15 protein-coding genes and 1 pseudogene are annotated in these 18,211 nt (G+C 71.7%); 5 read left to right on the forward strand and 11 right to left on the reverse strand.

The genetic code is table 11. The annotated features are described in order from the left end of the window. Positions 1 to 118 precede the first annotated feature (118 nt). Positions 119 to 709 (forward strand): hypothetical protein, encoded by a 591-nt coding sequence (locus tag J3486_RS25955; protein WP_207824308.1) that lies wholly within the window; start codon positions 119 to 121, stop codon positions 707 to 709. Next, positions 706 to 2,040 (forward strand): carotenoid oxygenase family protein, encoded by a 1,335-nt coding sequence (locus J3486_RS25960; protein ID WP_207824310.1) that lies wholly within the window; start codon positions 706 to 708, stop codon positions 2,038 to 2,040. The genes J3486_RS25955 and J3486_RS25960 overlap by 4 nt, the downstream gene beginning before the upstream one ends. On the opposite strand, the gene J3486_RS25965 is transcribed toward J3486_RS25960, so the two are convergent. Next, on the reverse strand, positions 2,037 to 3,353 hold the full coding sequence (locus J3486_RS25965) for an Nramp family divalent metal transporter (RefSeq protein WP_207824313.1): 1,317 nt from the start codon (positions 3,351 to 3,353) through the stop codon (positions 2,037 to 2,039). The two genes, J3486_RS25960 and J3486_RS25965, sit on opposite strands and share 4 nt — an antisense overlap. A 52-nt stretch (positions 3,354 to 3,405) precedes the next feature. Beyond that, positions 3,406 to 3,987 (reverse strand): hypothetical protein, encoded by a 582-nt coding sequence (locus J3486_RS25970; RefSeq protein WP_229378599.1) that lies wholly within the window; start codon positions 3,985 to 3,987, stop codon positions 3,406 to 3,408. A 133-nt stretch (positions 3,988 to 4,120) separates the two neighbouring features. Here J3486_RS25970 and J3486_RS25975 point away from each other — a divergent pair, with 133 nt between their 5' ends. Continuing rightward, complete coding sequence (locus tag J3486_RS25975; protein ID WP_207824317.1) at positions 4,121 to 4,486, forward strand: hypothetical protein; 366 nt, start codon at positions 4,121 to 4,123, stop codon at positions 4,484 to 4,486. Positions 4,487 to 4,522: 36 nt separating this feature from the next. Here J3486_RS25975 and J3486_RS25980 read toward each other — a convergent pair. From J3486_RS25980 to J3486_RS26000, 5 genes and pseudogenes are all read right to left on the reverse strand, one after another. Beyond that, positions 4,523 to 4,710, reverse strand: a pseudogene (locus tag J3486_RS25980) (hypothetical protein); the annotation flags it as partial. A 35-nt stretch (positions 4,711 to 4,745) separates the two neighbouring features. Beyond that, positions 4,746 to 5,963 (reverse strand): RNA-guided endonuclease TnpB family protein, encoded by a 1,218-nt coding sequence (locus tag J3486_RS25985; protein ID WP_207824319.1) that lies wholly within the window; start codon positions 5,961 to 5,963, stop codon positions 4,746 to 4,748. Between the two features lie 224 nt (positions 5,964 to 6,187). Beyond that, positions 6,188 to 6,598 (reverse strand): RidA family protein, encoded by a 411-nt coding sequence (locus J3486_RS25990; RefSeq protein WP_207824321.1) that lies wholly within the window; start codon positions 6,596 to 6,598, stop codon positions 6,188 to 6,190. Continuing rightward, entirely contained in the window at positions 6,595 to 7,374 is a 780-nt protein-coding gene (locus J3486_RS25995) for an IclR family transcriptional regulator (protein ID WP_207824323.1), read from the reverse strand. The genes J3486_RS25990 and J3486_RS25995 overlap by 4 nt, the downstream gene beginning before the upstream one ends. Continuing rightward, positions 7,371 to 8,420 (reverse strand): sugar kinase, encoded by a 1,050-nt coding sequence (locus tag J3486_RS26000; protein ID WP_207824325.1) that lies wholly within the window; start codon positions 8,418 to 8,420, stop codon positions 7,371 to 7,373. The genes J3486_RS25995 and J3486_RS26000 overlap by 4 nt, the downstream gene beginning before the upstream one ends. A gap of 130 nt (positions 8,421 to 8,550) precedes the next feature. Between J3486_RS26000 and J3486_RS26005 the strand changes: the two genes are divergently transcribed. Together J3486_RS26005 and J3486_RS26010 are read left to right on the forward strand one after the other, a co-directional pair. Next, entirely contained in the window at positions 8,551 to 9,822 is a 1,272-nt protein-coding gene (locus J3486_RS26005) for an amino acid deaminase (protein ID WP_207824327.1), read from the forward strand. 178 nt (positions 9,823 to 10,000) lie between these two features. After that, on the forward strand, positions 10,001 to 11,611 hold the full coding sequence (locus tag J3486_RS26010) for an amidohydrolase family protein (protein ID WP_207824329.1): 1,611 nt from the start codon (positions 10,001 to 10,003) through the stop codon (positions 11,609 to 11,611). Positions 11,612 to 11,797: 186 nt separating this feature from the next. Here the strand turns inward: J3486_RS26010 and J3486_RS26015 are convergent, their stop codons facing one another. The 4 genes from J3486_RS26015 to J3486_RS26030 all read right to left on the reverse strand — a co-directional run bounded on the left by J3486_RS26015 (position 11,798) and on the right by J3486_RS26030 (position 18,109). Then, positions 11,798 to 14,452, reverse strand: coding sequence for a glycosyl hydrolase (locus J3486_RS26015; protein ID WP_207824333.1), 2,655 nt, complete (start codon positions 14,450 to 14,452; stop codon positions 11,798 to 11,800). A gap of 119 nt (positions 14,453 to 14,571) precedes the next feature. After that, the gene (locus J3486_RS26020) at positions 14,572 to 16,707 is read right to left on the reverse strand and encodes a bifunctional polysaccharide deacetylase/glycosyltransferase family 2 protein (protein WP_307804942.1); all 2,136 of its coding nucleotides are present in this window, start codon (positions 16,705 to 16,707) and stop codon (positions 14,572 to 14,574) included. Beyond that, entirely contained in the window at positions 16,704 to 17,414 is a 711-nt protein-coding gene (locus J3486_RS26025) for a hypothetical protein (RefSeq protein WP_207824336.1), read from the reverse strand. Before J3486_RS26025 ends, J3486_RS26020 begins: the two co-directional genes overlap by 4 nt. 74 nt (positions 17,415 to 17,488) lie before the next feature. Continuing rightward, positions 17,489 to 18,109 carry an alpha-ketoglutarate-dependent dioxygenase AlkB gene (locus J3486_RS26030; protein WP_207824338.1) on the reverse strand — a complete coding sequence of 207 codons (621 nt, stop codon included), beginning with the start codon at positions 18,107 to 18,109 and terminating at the stop codon, positions 17,489 to 17,491. Positions 18,110 to 18,211 lie beyond the last annotated feature (102 nt).

An 18,211-nucleotide genomic window follows, 5' to 3' on the forward strand; every position in this document is an offset into this window, starting at 1 on the left:
GACATGTCGCGAGTGGAGCTTCTATCTTCGACATGTCAGTTCAGGAATGTGGAGCTTCCGAAGCTCGGCAGCGGCCGGAACACCGGCCGCCGGGCCACCTATTCGTCCGGGGGACGTCATGGCTTACCTGCGCAGCTTTCTTCCGTGGATCGCCGTCAGCGCGCTGATCGGCTCGATCGACATCCGGTACGCACTGCTCGCCGGGTTCGCCCTCGCCGTCGTGCTGGCCGCGGGCCAGCGCCGGGCGGGCCGCGCCTGGGACGCGCTGGTGATCGAGGTGAGCGCGGGGGCGTACTTCGCCGTCGCCACGGCCGCCGCCTTCGCCGCCCCCGGCTCGGACACCGTCGCGCACTACGCGTCCGCCGGGGCGTCCTTGTGGCTGGCGCTCGTCGCCTGGGGCTCGATCGTCATCGGGCGGCCGTTCACGCTGGGGATCGCGAAGACGCAGGTACCGGAGGAGCTGTGGGGCAACCCCGTCTTCAAGAGGGTCAATGTCGTGATCAGCGCCGTGTGGGCCGCCTCCTTCACCGTCAGCGGGATCGGCACGGCCTGGCTGCGGCACGCCCGGCCCGAGGACGGCACCGCCCGCACCGTCCTGACCGTCGTCTGCCTCGTCCTGCCGATCCTGTTCACCGTGCGCTACCCGGAGATCGCCCGCTCCCGCGCCGCCACCGCCGCCGCCGCCGCCCGCAACGGTGCCGACAAGTGACCACCACCCCCTCCCCCGCCTTTCATCTGGCCGGCAACCACGCCCCCGTCGACGCCGAGCGCACCGCCCACGACCTCCCCGTCACCGGCACCCTGCCGCCGGAGCTGACCGGCTGGTTCGTGCGCAACGGCCCCAACCCCCGCACCCCGTCCGCCCACTGGTTCCTCGGCGACGGCATGCTGCACACCGTGCGGATCGAGGACGGACGGGCCGCCTGGTACCGCAACCGCTGGGTGCGCACGAAGGCCTACGAGGATCCGGCGGCACGCCTCTACCGGGCCGACGGGACCCGGGACCTGGCCGTCGGCCCCGCCAACACCCACGTGGTGCGGCACGCCGGGCGCACCTTCGCCCTCGTCGAGTCGTCGCTGCCGTACGAGATCGCGTGCACCGCCGACGACCTGACGACGCTCGGCCCCTACGACTTCGGCGGCCGGCTCGCCGACTCCATGACCGCCCACCCGAAGATCTGCCCCGACACCGGTGAGCTGCACTTCTTCTCGTACGGGAGCATCACGCCGCCCTACGTCACCTACCACCGGGCGGACGCACGGGGGCAGTTGACCGTCAGCAGGCCCGTCGACGTCCCGGCGCACGTGATGATGCACGACTTCGCGCTCACGTCCCGCCATGTCGTTCTCCTCGACCTGCCCGTCGTCTTCGATCTCCGGAAGGCGGTGAGTGGCGGAGGCGGGATGCCGTACGGCTTCGATCCGGGGCACGGAGCGCGGATCGGGCTGCTGCGGCGCGACGATCCGTACGGGAAGGTCGTGTGGTGCGAGATCGAGCCCTGCTACGTCTTCCACACCCTCAACGCGCACGAGGACGCGGCCGGACGCGTCGTCCTGCACGGCGTGCGGTACCCGCACCTGTGGTGGGAGGGGCACGACCACCCCGCCTCGCATCTGTGGCGGTGGACGCTCGACCCGGTCACCGCAGAAGTCCGCGAGGAGCAACTCGACGACCGGGACTGCGAGTTCCCGCGCATCGACGACCGGCTGGCGGGACGCGAGGCCGCGTACGGGTACGCGGTCGACGCCGGGGACGCCGAGCACGGCGGGACGCTGCTGCGGTACGGCCTGCGCGGCGATGTCACCGCGGAGACCTTCGCGTTCGGGCCCGGCCGGGTCCCCGGCGAGGCCGTGCACGTGCCCGGCGGATGGCTGATGACGTACGTGCACGACCACGCCACCGGGCTCGGCGAACTCGTCGTGCTCGCCGCCGACCGGATCGCCGAGGGACCCGTCGCGCGCGTCCACCTCCCCTGGCGGGTGCCGTACGGCTTCCACGGGAACTGGCTGCCGGACGACGCCCGGGGCGCTTCCGTCTAGAACACGTCGGCCCAGGGCACGTCCCAGATCTGCTTCACGCACAGCACGACGAAGAGCAGGCCCGCGATCGCCAGCATGCCGTTGCTCAGCCAGCCGTTGCGCCAACTCGCGGGTGTGCGGCTGGAGTTGAGCAGCCACACCAGCGTCAGTGCCAGGAACGGCATGAAGGCGGCGCCCAGCACCCCGTACAGGATCACCAGGCGGAACGGCTGGCCCTGGAAGAGCAGCACGATCGGCGGGAACGTCAGCCAGAGCAGATACGCCCGGAACGGCCAGCCCTTCTCCCGGTCGCCGCGGGCGACCTCCTCGCCCGTGACCCGCGCGCTGCGGTAGCGCTCCACGAAGTCCGCGAACATCAGGCTCACTCCGTGCCAGACGCCGATGAGCGAGGTGAACGACGTGGCGAAGAAGCCGATCAGGAACAGCTTGGCGGTGGCCGTGCCGTACTGGTCCTCCAGGATCGCCGTCAGATCCAGAAGTCCCTTGTCACCGCCGGCGATCGAGGTGTGCGAGGCGTGCAGCATCTCCGCGCCGACGAAGAGCATGGCGACGACGAAGATGCCCGTCGTGATGTAGGCGACCCGGTTGTCCAGGCGCATCACCTTCATCCATGACGTGTTCGTCCAGCCCTTGGCGTTGACCCAGTACCCGTACGCGGCCAGCGTGATGGTGCCGCCGACGCCGCCGATCAGGCCCAGGGTGTTGAGGACGGAGTCCTTCTCGTCGGGGAGCACGGGGAGCAGGCCCGCGAAGGCGTCGCCCAGGTTCGGGGTGACCCGGATCGCGAGATAGACGGTGACCAGGAACATGACGCCCACCAGGACCGTCATGACCTTCTCGAAGACCGCGTACTTGTTGAACCAGACGAAGACGAGGCCGACCAGACCGCAGAGGATCGCCCACGGCTTGATCGACCAGTCCGCCGGGAACGCGTCGGGCCACAGCGCCTGGAGCGGGAGCGCGCTCGACGACATCGCGGCCGCGCCGTACACGAAGCCCCAGACGATCACGTAGATCACGAAGAAGTACGTGGTCCAGCGGCCGAGACTGGCCCAGCCGTCGAAGAGGGTGCGGCCGGTGGCCAGGTGCCAGCGGCCCGCCGCCTCCGCCAGGCTGATCTTGACGACACAGCCGATGATCGCGGCCCACAGGAGGGTGTAGCCGAAGTTGCTGCCCGCGATCAGCGTCGCGACGAGATCGCCCGCGCCGACGCCCGTCGCGGCGACCACGATGCCGGGGCCGATGTACTTCCAGCTGGACTTGCGGGGTTGGTTGCGTTCGGTGGTTGCCGAGGTGCCCTTGGTGTCCGCCATGAACACCAAGGGTGCGTAAAGTGCCCCCGCTGGCAAGGGGGCGGGCAGGAACTCAGTCCTCGAAGTAGGCGTCCAGCGCCCTGTCGAGGGTGTCCTCCCACTCCTTGAGGCGGGACTTGTCCGGGGCCTCGACGTCGTTCGGGTACCAGCGGCTGTTGGGCGTGTGGACCGTCACCGTGAGGCGCTTGCGGGCGGAGCCGACCTCGACCGCGCTGATCTCGTCCCAGGTGAAGTCGGCCTCCTGGTCGTCCAGCGTGAAGCGGATGCCGGTGGCGTCGACCGTGATGGAGCCGCGCCGGTCCTTGGCCTCCAGGGTGACGTCCTCGGTGGCGTCCTCGTCGGCGTCTTCCGTGGCGTCCTCGGAGGCGTCGTCCTTCGCGCCCTCGGAGTCCTGCGGCCCGGAGTCCTCCTCCGCGGCGTCCCCGGGCTCGGCCTCCTCGGGTTCGGGGGCCTTCTTCTCCAGGGAGGGCTTGCGCGTCGTCACCTCCTCCGCGGTCTCGTCTGCTTCCTCGACCGTGGCCTCGGCGTCCTCGACAACCGTCTCGTCGGCCTCCCTGGCCGGAGACGTCAGGCCGGGGACGAACGCCGGGTCGAAACCGGCGCCGGCGACGGGCGTGACCTTCTGACTGTCCATGCGCTGCTCCACGGGCCGAAGTATGGCGGACGAGCCTGTGTCACGCCTCCCCCGGGCCCTCACGTCCTGGTCACAAAGCACGGACTTCGGGACAAGTGCCCGTCCGCGCGGGCCCGTTGGCATGATGACCGGGATGAATTCCACCGTCGTACCTGGGCCGGTCCGCCGCGGGATGCTCGTCGCGGCCGCCGTGTCGGCCGTGATCTCGGCCGTGCTGCTGGTCGCGCACGTCTCCTTCGACGGGGACACGTTCCGGCACTGCGCGTATCTGGGCCCCTCGACGCGGATGTACGTGACCGCGTGGGCGGGCCCGGTGTGCAGCCTGGCCGCCCTGGTCCTGACGGTCCGCGGCGGCCAGCGCCGCACCGGCGCCGGCGTGGCGCTGGTCTGCCTGAGCGTGCTGCTGCTGGCCGTCCAGCTGCTCGCCCTGTACTGGGTGTACCGGCCCGACCCGTCGGGCGGCACCGGCTGCTCGGGGCTCGCCGCGCTCCTCGCGTAAGCGTGCGGGGCGCCGGACGGGCGCCCCGCACCACCGCTACACGAACAGGCTGACCACGCCCGCGACCGCGAACCCGGCCACCGACAGGACCGACTCCAGGACCGTCCAGGTGCGCAGGGTGTCGCGCTCGGAGATGCCGAAGTACTTGGCGACCATCCAGCTGCATCCATTGGCGCGCTCCGCGCGCGGGCGCCGTCGTTGACGTGCGAGGCGAAGGTGACTCCGCCCACCGATGAACGGGGGCTTCCTGCGAAACCGGTCAAGCTGCTTCACAGAGGACCAGCCCGGCCCTGTGGTTGATGTTGAGTGCACCGACGCGGTCGGCGTGCTCGATGAGTCCGCATGCGACGCAGGCGAAAGTCTCCCCACTACGGTTGTCCCCACTCACATGCCCACATGACGGATCGGGGCAGGTGCGGGACGTGTTGCGGGCGTCCACCGGAACAACGCGGCGACCAGCACTTTCAGCCTTGTGCGCCAGGATGTTCAGGAAGATTCCCCAGCCCGCGTCGAGAATGCTGCGGTTGAGCCCGGTCTTTGCCGCAGCGCCGTTCGGAAGGAACATGCCCGGCTGGTCTGTGTCCGGCCGCGCTTTGGGGGCGCTGGTCATGTCGGCGATGTTCAGCACCTCGTGGCCGATCACGTCGGCGTCGGCCACGACGAAGTTGGCCGCCTTGTGAGCGAAGTCCTGGCGCTGACGCCGGATCCTGGCGTGCAGTTCAGCGACCTTGTACGCTGCGGCCCGGTGCTTCTTCGTTCGGTCTTTCACCTTCTTCCGCTTGGGGAACGCGTCGAGGGCCCGCTGGGCGGCCGCCAGTTCGTCAGCCGCCTTCGCCAGAAAGCGCGGATTCTCCACGTGGACGCCGTCGCTGGTGGTCAGGAAGTGCGTAACGCCCATATCGATACCGATCCGGCGCCCTGTGACCGTGAGCGGCTCGGCGCCCACGTTGTCGCAGGCAAGTACGACGTACCAGCGACGCCGCTCCCGCTTGATGCTGATCGTCTTGACACGCCCCTTCACCGGACGGTGCTGGTGCACGCGCACATGCCCGACGCCTTGCAGGCGCACTCGGGTCTGCCGCTCATTCGGAGTGGAGTCCCAGCGGCAGCCGTCACCGTCTCTCGGAAAAACCACGGTGTCGAAGTGCCCGGCGCCCTTGAAGCGCGGGTATCCCGGCTTCTCTCCAGCTTTCACACGACGGAAGAACGCGGCAAACGCTCCATCCAGGCGACGCAGGGTGGCCTGCTGGCTGGAGAACGACCAGCGCCCCTGCCGCTCGGGGTCAGCCGACCGGATCTCTTTCAACTGTGCGGACTGGTCCCCGTACGTGATGCTCGTCCTGGAAGCGTGCTGGTACGCGTCACGGCGTTCCTGCAAGGCGCCGTTGTACAGGGAGCAATGGTCGGCGAGCATCGCCCGCAAGGCAACTTCTTGCCGCACCGTGGGGCGAATGAGGAACTTGTAGGCGCGGATCACGCTGTTCCCCCTTCCCCCTGTGTCCATGGACGGCTACACGAGCAAACCTAAGCACCGCGTACACCTCCCGCCGGCACAATCGTCCAGTGCCCCTCGTGTGGGTGACCAGGCACACGAGGGGCACCCCGTCTGAAGTCCACGACCCACCGCGCTCGGGGAGCGGGTGGGCCGTGCCGTGACGACGAGCGGCTTGCTGGTGGTTCAGAGGAGGTGCCCGGCGGGCGTCAGCTCAGGACGGCGAGCGCGTCGATCTCGATGAGCAGGCCCTTCGGGAGCCCGACGTAGACGGTCGTGCGGGCGGCGGCCGGGGCCTTCAGGCCCTGCTCCTCGAAGTACGCGTTGTAGATCTCGTTCATCTCCGCGAAGTGGTCCACGTCCGTGAGGTAGACGCGCATCATCATGACGTCGTCCCAGGTGGCGCCGCCCTCTTCGAGGATCGCCTTGACGTTGGCGAACGTCTGGAGGGTCTGCTCGCGCAGGGTCGGGCCCGCGGGGGTCGGGGCCTGGCCCTCGACGGCCGGGAGGAAGCCGACCTGGCCGGCGACCTGAAGGATGTTGCCCTTCTTGACGCCGTGGGAGAACTTCGCGGGCGGGGTGGTGTGGGTGGCCGGGGTGAGCGCGATCTTCTCGGTCATGATGGTGAACTGGCTTCCTTGTGTGAGGGGTTGGCGGGGTTTCCTGAGTAGTCCCTGCTGATGGCTTCCGCCGTGCGGCGCACCAGCGGGAGCAGGGTGAGGAGTTCCTCCGCGGTGACGACGACGTTCGGCGCGGAGACCGACATGGCGGCGACGACCCGGCCGTCGGCGCCGCGGATGGGCGCCCCGACGCAGTTGATGGACTCCTCGTGGCCGCCGAGGTCGGTGGCCCAGCCCTGTTCGCGCACCTTCTCCAGCTCCCGCAGGAAGGCGGGGGCGTTGGGGGTGGAACGGGCCGTGTACATGGGGTAGTCGAGCTTCTCCGCGATCGCGCGGCGCTCGGCCTCGGACAGGTCGGCGAGGAGCAGCTTGGCCACGGCGGCGACGGTGATGGCGACGGGCTTGCCGACGCGCGAGTACATGCGCACCGGGTAGCGGCTCTCGACCTTGTCGATGTAGAGGACCTCGTGCTCCTCGTAGACGGCGAGGTGGACTGTGTGCCCGCACTTCTCGTTCAGCTCCACGAGGTGGGCGTGGGCGATCTCGCGGACGTCGAGGTTCTCGACGGCTTCCTGGGCGAGGGCGAAGAGGCGGGCGCCGAGGCGGTAGCGCTGGTCGGACTGGCGGTAGACGAGCCCGTGCTCGTTCAGGGTGCGCAGCAGGCGCAGCGCCGTGGACTTGTGGACGCCGAGCCGGTCGGCGACCTGCCCCAGGTCCGCGGGTCCCTCGGCGAGCAGCGGCAGGATGCTGAGCGCGCGGTCGACGGTCTGGCTCATGGCGTACGTACCTCCTCGGCGGCCTCCGGTGCGGCTGCGGTCGTCCAGCCTGGGCCGAGGTGCAGTGTCTCCCACGCGGCCGTCTCCAGGGCGGCCAGGCGGTCGGCGTGGGCGCGGCTCGGGGGCGTGGCGAGGTCGCCGGGGACGGTGAGGGCGGCGGCGGCCCACAGGTGGCCGTGGCGGAGCCGGGCGGCGGCGGGCAGGGCGCGCAAGGTCGCGGAGAGGAATCCGGCGGCGAAGGCGTCGCCCGCGCCGACGGCGGCGACGACGTCGACGCGCGGGGCGGGCTCGGCGTGCCGTCCCTGCGCGTCGTACAGGACGGCGCCGTCGGCCCCGCGCTTGACGACGAGGACGGCGGGCTCGGGCAGTGCGGCGCGGATGGCGTCGGGTCCGCCGGTGACGCCCCACGCCTCCTCGGCCTCGTCCTCGCCGACGAACACGAGGTCGGCGCCGCGCGCGAGGTCCAGCAGGACGCGGGCGTCATCGGCGGTGCGCCACAGGCCGGGCCGGTGGTTGACGTCGAAGGAGACGAGCGGGCCGCCGTGCGCGGTGCCGGGAGCGCCGATGAGCGTACGGAGCAGGCCGAGGCAGTCGGCGGAGAGCGCGGCGGTGATGCCGGACAGGTGGAGCACGCGGCCCGCGCGGAGCACGTCGAGGTCCATGGTCGCGGCGGACATGGCGGAGGCGGCGGACCCGGCGCGGTAATAGGCGACCTCGTGGGCGTCGGTGGCCCGGTCGCCCGCGGTGCGGAAGTAGATCCCGGTGGGGCGGGCGGGGTCCCGGCGTACGGCGGCGACGTCGACGCCGTACGCGCCGACGGCCTCGACGAGGTGGTCGCCGAAGCCGTCGGCGCCGACCCGGCTGACCCAGCGGGTGCGGTGGCCGCCGGCGGCGAGCACGCAGGCGACGTTGGACTCGGCGCCGCCGATCCCGCGGTCGAAGGAGGGGACGTCGGCGAGGCGCCCGGGGACGGCGGGCAGGAACGTGACCATGGACTCGCCGAGCGCGACCACCTCGAACGGCGGCGCGGGATGCGCGGAATCCATGGGGGCTCCTCCTTGCGTCTGCGGGTCCACGGCTCCGTTGACCCGGCGTCGGCTCGGATGTTAGACAGCAGTGAGCGACATACGCAATGACCGTTGCACATAATGCAACGGCACGCCCGGAGGAGGGCCCATGACCGCCGACCGCTTGGACGAGCTCGCGAACGACCGAGTGGACTTCCGCTTCAAGGGCCTGCCGCCCTCGGCCGACGGCGCGACCGTCGCCGAGCTGGCGGAGCGCCGCCTCAACCTCTTCACGGACGGCTTCACCACCCCGGTCCTCGCCCTGTCCGCCGAGCGCCTGGAGCACAACCTCGCGCTGATGGAGACGTACTCGGCGCGGCACGGTCTCGCGTTCGCGCCGCACGGCAAGACGTCGATGGCGCCGCAACTCTTCCGCCGCCAGATCGAGCACGGCGCGTGGGGCATCACCCTCGCGGTCCCCCACCAGGTGCGCGTGGCACGGGAGTTCGGCATCGAGCGGGTCTTCCTCGCCAACGAACTGGTCGACCCGGCCGCCCTGCGCTGGCTCGCGGGCGAGCTCGACGCGGACCCCTCGTTCCGTTTCGTCTGCTACGTGGATTCCGTGCGCGGCGCGGAACTGATGCAGGCCGCCCTGACCGAGGCGGGCGCGGGCCGGCCCGTCGACGTCGTCGTCGAGCTCGGCGCCGGGGTGGGCGCGCGCACCGGCGCCCGCACCGAGGCCGAGTGCGCGGCGGTCGCGGACGCGGTGGCGGCGGCCGACCGGCTGCGGCTCGTCGGCGTCGCCGGCTACGAGGGCGAGGTGCCGGACGCCGACGGCGACCGGGTCCGCGCATGGCTGCGCCGGCTCGTCGCGCTCGCCGTGGACCTCGACAAGGCGGGCCGCTTCACCGGGCTCGACGAGATCGTGGTCAGCGCGGGCGGCTCCGCCTGGTTCGACGCGGTGGCGGACGTGTTCGCCGGGATCCCCGAACTGAGCGTGCCCGTACTGAAGTTGCTGCGCTCCGGCGCGTACGTCTCGCACGACGACGGCCACTACCGGCATCTGACCCCGTTCAACCGGGTCCCCGAGGAGGGCGCGCTGCACCCCGCGTTCCGGCTGTGGGCGCAGGTCGTCTCGCACCCCGCCCCCGGCCAGGCGTTCACGAACGCGGGCAAGCGCGACGCCGCGTACGACCTGGATCTTCCCGAGGCCCAGGTCGTCCGGGACGCGCAGGGGCCGCGCCCGGCGGAGGGGATCTCGGTGACGGGCCTCTCCGACCAGCACGGGTGGCTCCGCCTGGAACCGGGGGCCGAGGTGCAGGTGGGTGACTGGCTCGGGATGGGTCTCTCGCACCCCTGCACGTCGTTCGACAAGTGGCAGCTGATCCCGGTGGTGGAGGAGGACGGCACGGTCGTGGACTACGTGCGGACATTCTTCTAGACGCCGTTGGGCCATCGGTCGTGTACCGGCTGCCGGCCGGTGGTCCGTCCTCGCGCAGTTCCCCGCGCCCCTGGAAGCGAGCTCCGCTCGCTCAGGGGCGCGGGGAACTGCGCGACCAGCCACGACGAGACCCGCACCCACCCACCGAACCCGACCCGGCAGACGAGAAGAGACCCCCATGGACCTGGTCATCAAGGACACCCGAGTGATCGACGGCACCGGCGGCGCCTCCTATCGTGCCGACGTGGCGATCACTGACGGCCGCATCGAGAAGATCCACCGCGAACACGACCCCGCCCCCCGCCCGGCAGGGCCCCGCACCATCGACGGCACAGGACTCGCGCTCTCCCCCGGTTTCATCGACATGCACGCACACAGCGACCTCGCCCTGCTCCGCGACAAGGACCACAGCGCGAAGGCCGCCCAGGGCGTCACCCTGGAAGTCCTCGGCCAGGACGGCCTCTCGTACGCGCCCGTCGACGACCGCACCCTGGACCAGGTCCGCCGCACGATCCCGGGCTGGAACGGCGGCGGCCCCGATGACACCTCCGTCGACTTCGACTGGCGCACGGTCGGCGAGTACCTGGACCGCCTCGACCGGGGCATCGCCGTGAACGCCGCCTACCTCGTCCCGCAGGGCACGGTCCGCATGTACGCCGTCGGCTGGGAGGACCGCGACGCGACCCCGGCCGAGCTGGAGCACATGAAGCGGCTCGTCGCCGAGGGCCTGGAGCAGGGCGCCGTCGGCATGTCGTCGGGCCTGACCTACACGCCGGGCATGTACGCCAAGGACGCCGAACTCACCGAGCTGTGCCGGGTGGTGGCCGCGTACGACGGCTACTACTGCCCCCACCACCGCAGTTACGGCGCGGGCGCCCTCGACGCGTACCGCGAGATGGTCGACCTCACCCGCAGCGCGGGCTGCGCGCTGCACCTCGCCCACGCCACCATGAACTTCGGTGTGAACAAGGGGAAGGCGGCCGATCTGCTCGACCTGCTCGACGACGCGCTCGCCTCCGGCGCGGACATCAGCCTGGACACGTATCCGTACACCCCGGGCTCGACCACGCTCGTGGCGATGCTGCCCGGTTGGGCCAACGAGGGCGGGCCCGACGCCACCCTCGCCCGCCTCCTCGACGACGCGACCGCCGAACGCATCCGGCACCACGTGGAGGAGCTGGGCTCCGACGGCTGTCACGGCGTTCCGATCGAGTGGGACACCATCGAGATCTCCGGGACGACCAACCCCGAACTCGCCGGCCACATCGGCAGGACGGTCGCCGGGAACGCGGCGGCCCGCTCCGAGTCCCCCTGGGTCACCGCCCGCCGCCTGATGATCGAGGACCGGCTCGGCACGACGATCCTCCAGCATGTCGGCCACGAGGAGAACGTCCGCGCGATCATGCGGCACCGGGTGCACACGGGCGGCAGCGACGGCATCCTCCAGGGCACGAAGCCGCACCCGCGGGCGTACGGCACGTTCCCGCACTATCTCGGCCACTACGCCCGCGACCTGGGCGTTCTCTCCCTGGAGGAGACGGTCGCGCACCTCACCGGCCGTCCGGCGGCCCGGCTCCGCCTGCCCGACCGGGGCCTGGTCCGCGAGGGGTACCGCGCCGACCTGGTGCTCTTCGACCCGGAGACGGTGGCGGCGGGCTCGACGTTCGACGCGCCGCGCACCCTGCCCGTCGGCATCCCGCACGTGCTGATCGACGGAAAGTCCGTGATCGAGGACGGGCGGCGCACGGACGTGCTGGCGGGCAGGTCCGTGCGGCGCACCGTGTCCTGACGGTTCCCGGTCGGCCGCGTCGCGGCGATCCACCCGGTCGACGTCGATCCGTCGGCCTTCCCGCCGTGCGGGAAGCAGCGACCGAGGATTGCGGGGCGTCGGGGCGGTGTGGGGGGTCGCCCTGGGCCGGCTGCCGGGCGCGGCCGCTGTCACGGCCGTGTCCCGGCAGCCTGCGGAACGTGCCGGTCAGGGCATCGCGGCCTTCCAGATGCCACGCCCGTGCGTGGCCACGTACAGGCTCTTCGCGTCGGGGCTCGGCGACAGGTACACGGACGGAGCGGTCGGCAGGTTCGTGCCGAGGCGCTTCCAGTGGCCGTCGGCCCCGGCGGCGCTGGTGAAGACGCCGAGGTCGGTGGCGACGACGCGGGTGCCGTCCGCCGCCACGTACAGGGAGTTGGCCGGGGCGTCGGGGAAGGAGTCGGCGGCCGAGGCGTCACCGCTCACGTCCGTCCACGTCTTTCCGCCGTCGGTGGTGCGCCACACGTGGCCGTAACCGGCGCCGGGGCCCTCGTTCCAGTGCCGCGAGAAGCCGTTGACGACCGCGTACACCGTGCCGCCCGTGGCGTCGGACGGGTCGATGGTGACGTCGGCGATGTAGCGGTTGGGGAAGTCGGCGGGGAGCGTCACCTGGTGCCAGGTGCCGCCGTAGTTGGTGACGATGCCGCGCCCGAAGGACGAGCCCGGGTTGCAGGAGCCGCACCAGGCGCCCCACACCACGCGGTTGGCGCTGGCCACCGCGGTGGTGGAGTGCCCGGCGCCGGTGTCGTACAGCTGCGTCCACGCGTCGCCGTCGTCCGTGGCCCACGTCTGCGTGTTGCCCCAGATGTACTGGCCGCCCGCCACCCAGTACCCGGCGTCCTTGTCGTCGGCGCTGAAGGGGGCGATGAAGCGGGCGTTCGGGTCGTCGGGCGCGATGTCCGTGATCACGTCCTCCGCGCCGTCGTCGCTCGCGGTGTAGCCGCAGTTGCGGGTGATCTGGAGGGCGAGGTTGGTGTACTCGCCGACCGTCTCGCAGCCGTTGGCCGGGTTGACGAGCTGGTCGCCGCCGTCGCCGCCGAACGGGGAGACCATCTGCCCGTCGGGGTTGAGCGCCTGCCCCTGGTAGGTGGAGCCCTTGGGGGCGAGGAGCGAGACGCCGTTGTCCTGGAGGCCGCCCCAGACGGCTTCACCGCTGCCGTCGGTCATCTTCCCCGCGCCCACCGAGTAGTACTGGAGGTTGCGCAGCGTCCCGGACTCGTTGAGGTTGCGCCAGCCGGACGTCTTCTGGGCGGTGGGCCGGGCGTACGCGCCGCCGTCGTTGCCGACGAAGAGCTGCGGGGCCTGCCCCTTCCACTGGGAGAAGGCGAGGGCGTGCTGGTCGGAGTGCATGACGTCGCCGTCGCAGGTGTTGCTCTCCTCGTCGTACGAGAAGCAGGGCATGCCGAAGTCCCAGTACCGGCCGATCGCCTTCCAGTTCGCGCCGCCGTCGCGGGACTCGAACATCTCCTCAAGGCCGAGGTAGACGTGGTTCGGGTCGGCCGGGTCGACGGCGACGATCTGGTCGTACCAGGCCTGGGAGCCGGGCTGGTAGCCGGTGCCGATCTCGTTGACCTTCATCGCGGAGCCCGACGCGGCCAGCTGGGCGGCGGTCGCGATCTGCTTGTACGAGCCCGACGCGTCGCCGCTCTCGCTCACGTACACGCCCGCGAGGACCGAGTAGACCCCGGCGCCCGACGCCTTGCCCAGGAGTTTGGGGGACTCCATGGAGACGTAGAGCTTCGAACCGTCGGCGGCGTACGCGAAGGAGGCGTTGCCGATCTCGGCCGGGTTGATCGCCCCGGTCGGGTTGGCGCGCTTCCAGGTCGTGCCCGCGTCGTCGGAGTAGTAGAAGCCGTTGTAGCCGGCTCCGCCGCGCCAGGCGACGTTGGCGACGAGCTTCTTGCCGTCGCTGCCGGGGCGCACGGCGATGTCGTCGGCGATGTCCGCGAACTCGGGCGTCGTGCCGCAGCTGACGCCGGTGACACCGACGCCCGCGCACGGGGCGAGCACCTTCGACCAGGCTGTCGACTGCCCGGCCGCGAGCGGGCGCCGGTAGACGCCGTGCGAGGACGCGGCGAAGACGTAGCCCGCGGCCTTGTCGAAGGCGAGGGTGTGGATCGAGGTGCTGTCGAGTTCGGTGCCGCCGACCTTGTCCGCCTCGGAGAAGGTGCCGGTCGCCGGGTTCGCGAGGCGGTAGACGCCGCTGCCGAGGTAGTTGTCGGACGCGGTGTTCGCCTCGCCGGTCGCCAGCCACAGCGAGCCGTCGGGCGCGGTGGCGAGCGCGCCCACCGACAGGGCGGGCAGTTTGTCGGCGATGGGCGTCCAGGTGGCCCCGTTGTCGCCGGAGCGGAAGACGCCGCCGCCCGCCGCGCCCGCGTAGACCACGCCGGTGTGCGTCGGGTCGGTGGCCATCGCCGCGATCCGGCCCGCCGAATGCCCGGCGCCGCCACCGGAGTTGGAGGCGGAGTGGTCGCGGTAGTGCAGGGCGTCGGCGTTGTACGGGGAGGTGGTGACCTCGCTCCAGCTCGCCGGCTGCACCGGCATGTTCGTGATGTGCGCCCAGGCGGCGGCGTAGGCGCCGGGGGCGACCTGGCCGCTGGGTGAGAGCCGCGGCTCGTTGAACGAGTCGAGCGACTCCATCAGTTCGTGGGACTCGTCCCCGGCCACCTCGTGGCGGCCGTGTCCCGCGTCGTCGTCCTCCGCATAGGCGCCGGTGACGGATCCCGTCCCGGCGACGAGGAGTCCGGCGGCGCAGAAGGCGAGGACCGTTCGGGTCGCTCGCCGTCTGCCGGATCTGCCGGATCTCGCGGACTGCAGGCGCATGTGTGCCTCCGGTTCCGCGGCCCGGAGCGGCGCCCGCCCCACACGGACACGCTGGATCTCCGGGCCGAGCGCGGGAACCGTACTCCCGCGCACCACCTCCGCCACACTGCTTTACGCGCTCAACTACCGTGATTTACAAGGCCTTTGCTGAAGGTTCCGGTGCGCTGCATGCGCTGCCAGCGCAGCCGGTTGCCGAGCAGGGCCGTGACCACGGACTGGACCACGACCAGATACATCAGCTGCCGGTAGACGACGATCTGGAGCGGCAGCGTCCACAGCGGTTCGAACCGTTCGCGGTCCAGGCGCAGGGCGTACAGGGCGCTGATCACCTGCACGGCGGTGAACACCGCCCACACCAGGAGGGCCTGCCCCGCGCCCTGGAACAGCAGCCCGTACACGGCGAACACGTCGACCAGCGGTGCGATCAGCGGGAGCAGGGTCTGGAAGACGAGCAGGTACGTGAGTCCGCGCCGCCCGAACTTGCCCGCCTGGCCGCCCTCGACGAACGCCCTGCGGTGCTTCCACATGGCCTGGAGGGTGCCGTAGCACCAGCGGTAGCGCTGCTTCCACAGCTGCCGCACGCTGTCCGGCGCCTCGGTCCAGGCGATGGCAGACTCCTCGTAGACGACGCGCCAGCCGGCCCGGCACAGCGCCATCGTGAGGTCGGTGTCCTCGGCGAGGGTGTCCTCGCTGACGCCGCCGACGCCTTCGAGGGCGGTGCGGCGGAACGCGCCGATGGCGCCCGGCACGGTCGGCATGCACTCCAGGACGTCGAACATGCGGCGGTCCAGGTTGAACCCGATCACGTACTCCAGGTGCTGCCAACGGCCGAGGATCCCCTGCCGGTTGCCGACCTTGGTGTTGCCGCTGATCGCGCCGACGCGCGGGTCGGTGAAGGGCTGGATCAGGTTGCCGATGGCGTCGGGCTCGAAGACCGTGTCGCCGTCGATCATCACGACGAGCTCGCACTGCGACCACTTCAGACCGGTGTTGAGGGCGGCGGCCTTGCCCGCGTTCTCCTGCCGGACCACCGTGATCCGCGGGTCCTGGGCGCGCATCCACTCGGCGATCTCGTACGTCCGGTCGGTGGAGCCGTCGTCGACGACGACGATCTGCACGTACGGGTGCGTGGAGGCGAGCAGCGAGCGGATCGTCGCCTCGATGCCGGCCTCCTCGTTGTACGCGGGCACGATCACGGAGACCGGTTCGGTCAGGGGCGGCGGCCGGTGTCCGCGCCGCTTCCTGCGCCGTACGCGGCGTACGTGCACGCGCGCGACCGTGAACAGGAGCAGCAGGCGTGCCACGGTGATCGCGCCGGCCGCGGCCATCAGCCACACCGTCGCGTCGACGAAGAACCGGAACACGGCCTGTGCCTGGACGACCGCCGTGCCGCGCACCTTGTCCGCCGTGGATACGTCGTAGGTGACACCGTCGAGGCCGAGCCCGGCGCCGACCGTCGTGAACCGCACGCCGCCGATGGGCACCGCGAACAGCCGCTCGGTGTCGCGCACGGCCTGCGCGGATCCGGTGAACTGCCGTACCGCGCCCCGCTTGAGGGGGCGGGCGGCGTCGTCGGCGGCGACCACGACATAGCCGTCGGACATGGCGCGGCGGGCGGCCTCGGCCTGGTCGGCGCAGTAGGCCGCGGTCCGCGCGGTGTGCGGCAGACGCAGCAGGCGGGTGCCGAGGCCCGCGGAGCCGGCGAGAGTGTTCTGGCCGAGGGAGAGTTCGAGGCGGGCGCGGGTCGCGGAGACGGCGGCGAGGTTCGTGTCGGTATAGGTGTGGGTGCCGATCTCGTGGCCCTCGTCGCGGATGCGGCGCACGAGGTCCGGGTGGGCGGCGGCCTGGGTGCCGGTGAGGAAGAACGTGGCGTGCGCGTGGTGCCGTTTCAGCACGTCGAGCAGGCGGGGGGTCCAGGACGGGTCGGGCCCGCCGTCGTAGGTGAGGGCGACGGCCCCGGCGGGCATCCGGGCGCTGCGCAGGGCGCCGGTGCCGGGGGCCTCGCTGAGGACGGGCCCGCCGTCGCGCAGCTCCTTGGCGGCCGGGGCGCAGTCGGCGGCCGGAGCGCCGGTGGCGGCGATCTCGTGGCGGCCGTATCCGCTGAAGACCAGGGCGGTGGCGGCGACCGCGAGGCCGAGCAGGAGCAGGACCCAGTGGGCGCGCGGGTCGCGGCGCAGGGCGTGCCGGGTGCGGCCGCGGGACCGGGACGTGCGGGACGGGCGGGAAGGTGCGGCAGGAGCGCGCGTGGGGGTCACTTGGGTCCCTTGGTCGCCCCCGGTGAGCCGTTGCCTCGACCGGGGTTGTTGTCGGAGTTCCCCCGGGCGGGTGCGGTGGTGGCCGGTGCCGTGGTCGTCGGCGCCTTGGTGCCGGTGCTCTGGGTCGCGGAGCTGGTCGGGCTCGCGTCCTTCTCGGTCTGCTTCTCGGTGTCCGCGCTGTCCGACGCGGACGGGGTGGTGCTCGGTGTGGCCGCGCCGCCGGTGGCGCCGGGGCTGGGCGAGGCCGGCGCGGAGTGCTCGGCGCGCGGCTGCTTGTGCTCGTCCTGGCCGTCGCTCCAGGGCAGCGGGCCGCCGGAGGGGCTGGACCCGAAGAGCCCGGCGACGACGACGCCGAGGAAGACCACGCAGACCGCTCCCGCGGCGATGCCGCCCCGCCGCATCAGGCGACGTCTGCGCCCGGAGCCGTCGACGAAGACGGCGCCGTCGTCGTCCCGCTCGGGCTCGGGCTCGCGTTCGGGCTCGCGTTCGGGCCCGGGCCCGTACGCGGATCCGTCGGGTATCGGTTCCAGCGGTGCCGTGTCGTACGCGTCGGGATAGGCGTGGGGGTCGGGGACGACCGCGTCGTTCCAGCCATGGGCGGCGGCCGGATCGGCGTAACCGTCGTAGGAGCGGGCGGACTGCTGCGGGTCGTACACGACCCCGGGGATCGCGGGGTCGCCGCCTTCGTGGGGGTGCTGCCAGGACATGGGCGCGAATTGTAAGGACTGCGGAGGCCCAGGAACAGCCGACGGCGATATCGCCGCATACCGTCAACTACCGCTCAGCGCACCCCATGTGGCCGGAACTGGACGCTGATCCGCGGGCCCGCGGCCCGCGCCGACTTGGGGATCGCGTGCTCCCAGGTGCGCTGGCAGGAGCCGCCCATCACGATGAGGTCGCCGTGCCCGAGCGCCCTGCGCACCGTCGGCCCGCCCCCGCGCACGGGCCGCAGCAGCAGATCCCGGGGCGCCCCGACCGAGACGATGGCGACCATGGTGTCCTCGCGCGCCCCGCGGCCGATCCGGTCCCCGTGCCAGGCGACGCTGTCGCGTCCGTCGCGGTAGTGGCAGAGGCCCGCGGTGGTGAACGGCTCGCCCAGTTCGTCGCCGTAGTGGGCGGTCAGGGCGTCGCGGGCCGCGCCGAGCGCCGGGTGCGGCAGCTCCTGGCCCGCGCCGTAGAACTTCAGCAGCCGGGGCACGTCGACGACACGCTCGTACATCTGCCGCCGCTCGGCCCGCCACGGCACCGACCCGGCCAGTTCTTCGTACAGCGCGTCGGCGCCGCGCAGCCAGCCGGGCAGGACGTCGATCCAGGCGCCGTCCCCGAGCACGGTCCGCCGCACGCCGGCGAGCGGTCCGAGCGCGATCTCCTCGGCCTGGTCGAAGAGGGATCCCTGAAGCATGACTCCACCGTACCGCGCGATTCGAACATTCGCTCGAACGACAGGCGGGGCGCACGGCTGACGATTCGCTCACATTTTCCCGTAGTGCAAAGCACGGCGCGC

Source organism: Streptomyces sp. VRA16 Mangrove soil (assembly GCF_017377775.1).
Taxonomy (GTDB): Bacteria; Actinomycetota; Actinomycetes; order Streptomycetales; family Streptomycetaceae; genus Streptomyces.

Bases quoted from the DNA above. Each gene is read 5' to 3' on its own strand.
- J3486_RS26030 (WP_207824338.1), bottom strand. From the start codon at position 18,109: ATGCTTCAGGGATCCCTCTTCGACCAGGCCGAGGAGATCGCGCTCGGA.
- J3486_RS25995 (WP_207824323.1), bottom strand. From the start codon at position 7,374: ATGAGCCAGACCGTCGACCGCGCGCTCAGCATCCTGCCGCTGCTCGCC.
- J3486_RS25955 (WP_207824308.1), top strand. From the start codon at position 119: ATGGCTTACCTGCGCAGCTTTCTTCCGTGGATCGCCGTCAGCGCGCTG.
- J3486_RS25975 (WP_207824317.1), top strand. From the start codon at position 4,121: ATGAATTCCACCGTCGTACCTGGGCCGGTCCGCCGCGGGATGCTCGTC.
- J3486_RS26005 (WP_207824327.1), top strand. From the start codon at position 8,551: ATGACCGCCGACCGCTTGGACGAGCTCGCGAACGACCGAGTGGACTTC.
- J3486_RS26025 (WP_207824336.1), bottom strand. From the start codon at position 17,414: ATGTCCTGGCAGCACCCCCACGAAGGCGGCGACCCCGCGATCCCCGGG.
- J3486_RS25990 (WP_207824321.1), bottom strand. From the start codon at position 6,598: ATGACCGAGAAGATCGCGCTCACCCCGGCCACCCACACCACCCCGCCC.
- J3486_RS26000 (WP_207824325.1), bottom strand. From the start codon at position 8,420: ATGGATTCCGCGCATCCCGCGCCGCCGTTCGAGGTGGTCGCGCTCGGC.
- J3486_RS25965 (WP_207824313.1), bottom strand. From the start codon at position 3,353: ATGGCGGACACCAAGGGCACCTCGGCAACCACCGAACGCAACCAACCC.
- J3486_RS26015 (WP_207824333.1), bottom strand. From the start codon at position 14,452: ATGCGCCTGCAGTCCGCGAGATCCGGCAGATCCGGCAGACGGCGAGCG.
- J3486_RS25970 (WP_229378599.1), bottom strand. From the start codon at position 3,987: ATGGACAGTCAGAAGGTCACGCCCGTCGCCGGCGCCGGTTTCGACCCG.
- J3486_RS26010 (WP_207824329.1), top strand. From the start codon at position 10,001: ATGGACCTGGTCATCAAGGACACCCGAGTGATCGACGGCACCGGCGGC.